This is a genomic window from Streptomyces sp. 8L, assembly GCF_020176795.1.
Lineage (GTDB): Bacteria > Actinomycetota > Actinomycetes > Streptomycetales > Streptomycetaceae > Streptomyces.
Map to the genome: position 1 here is coordinate 1 of NZ_JAIUKE010000843.1, position 1,895 is coordinate 1,895.

General features: G+C 73.5%; 2 protein-coding genes. One reads left to right on the forward strand and one right to left on the reverse strand.

What is annotated here, in order from left to right:
• Positions 1-33: 33 nt before the first annotated feature.
• The gene (locus tag LCE31_RS39315; protein ID WP_225023057.1) at positions 34-981 is read right to left on the reverse strand and encodes an asparaginase; all 948 of its coding nucleotides are present in this window, start codon (positions 979-981) and stop codon (positions 34-36) included.
• Positions 982-1,162: 181 nt separating this feature from the next.
• Here LCE31_RS39315 and LCE31_RS39320 point away from each other — a divergent pair, with 181 nt between their 5' ends.
• Positions 1,163-1,864: a GntR family transcriptional regulator gene (locus tag LCE31_RS39320; RefSeq protein ID WP_225023059.1), complete on the forward strand. Its 702-nt coding sequence runs from the start codon at positions 1,163-1,165 to the stop codon at positions 1,862-1,864.
• Positions 1,865-1,895: the final 31 nt, after the last annotated feature.

The following is a 1,895-nucleotide window of genomic DNA, read 5'->3' on the forward strand; positions in this document are numbered from 1 at the left end:
GTTCTGACGGCGCCGGGTCCGCCCCCGGCGCCGTCAGAACGTGGGGCGGACCGCGCCGACCGGCTCTCCGTGGCCGAGCACCAGCTCGGTGGCGATGGCGCGCAGCGTCCCGTCGCCGTCCACGATGACGCCGAGGCGGCGCAGCGCCGCGACCATCACCACGGGCCGGGACCGCTGGGAGCCGTCGGCGATCTTGAGCGCCACCGCGGACCCGTCGGGCAGGCCGAGCGCGTACACGCCCTCGGCGCCGTCCTTGACGACGGCACCCGGCAGGGCGCCCATGATCCGTGTCACGTCCCGGCCGGTGCCGCCGACGTACCGCGGGTGCGTGTTCATCGCGCGGGCCACGCGGTGTTCGAGGCTTCCCTCCGGCGCCGAGGCCAGCCGGCCGAACGCCCGGGCGAGCCCCCGGAGGCTGATGGCGAACAGCGGCGCGCCACAGCCGTCGATCCCGGTCGCGGCGACCCGCTCGCCCGCCAGCTCCTCCAGCGTCTCGCGCAGCACCACCTGGAGCGGGTGCTCCGGGTCGAGGTACGTGGCGGTGTCCCAGCCGTTCGCGACACAGGTCGCCAGCATCGCCGCGTGCTTGCCCGAGCAGTTCATCGTCAGCGGCGAGGGCTGCCCCCCGCCCGCCAGGTACGCGCGCAGCGCGCCCTCGCCGATCGGCAGGGCGGCCGTGCAGCGCAGCGCGTCGGTGCCGAGACCGGCCGAGCCGAGTATCGCCCGTACGCCCTCCAGGTGGATGTCCTCCCCGGAGTGGCTGGCGCAGCCCAGGGCCAGGAGTTCGCCGTCGAGGCCGAGCCCGGCGCGGAGCATGCCGAGCGCTTGGAGGGGCTTGTTGGAGGAGCGCGGGTACATGGGGGCGTCGACGTCCCCGATCCGCAGGACGTCGGAACCGTCCGGGCCGGTCGCGAGGACCGTCCCGTGGTGCACGGACTCCAGGAAATCCCCACGCCAGACCTCGGCCACCACGGTGTGCATCGGATACGCCCGCCTCTCCAGTTCGAGTCAACTGTTGACAGTTACCACTTGAAATCGAACCTGTCGAATGTGGGGACGATTTCGACGGGGACCCTTGACACCTGCCGAAACACACCTGTCAACTGGCGACTGTCAACACTTCGACCATCCACACTTCGGTGATCCAGAGGAGGCGTTTCCCGTGAGTGAGACCCTGCAACGCGGCCTCGCCGTCCAGATCGCCGAGGTGCTGCGCGAACGCCTGCTCGGCGGCCACCTGCGACCCGGGACCCGGATCAACGAGGTGGTGCTCGCCCGGGAACTCGGCACCAGCCGGGGCCCTCTGCGCGAGGCCGTGCGGCAACTCGTCAGCGAGGGGCTGCTCGTCCACAACCCCAACCGCGGAGCCACGGTGTTCGCGGCCGAACCCGACGACGTCCGGGCCCTGTTCGAACTCCGTACGGCGCTGGAGACGGCATCCGCCCGGCTCGCCGCGGAGCGCCGCGACGACAAGGACATCGCCGCGCTGCGCTCGGCCTGCGCGCGGGCGCGGAAGACCATCCAGGGCGGCCGGCGCTTCGTGCACCGCCTCGACCTGGACTTCCACCGGACCCTGACGGACACCGCGCGAAGTCCGCGCGTCGCCGAGCAGTTGTGGCGGGTGCAGCAGCAGATCATCCTGCTGCGCAGTCCGCTGGACGTTCCGGCGGCCCACACGGCCGGCTCCCTGGACGACCACGAGGAGATCACCTCCGCCGTGGCGGACGGTGACGGCGAGCGCGCCGCCGCGCTCATGGACCTCCACCTCGGCCGGGTGCGGGCCCACATGGCGAGCGCTCCCGCAGCCGCGGCCACCACGGCCGCCACCGCCCCCGCCGCCCCGGCCCCCCCCCCCCCCGGCTGACCGCCCCTGACGGGGCACGCCCCCCCGGCTG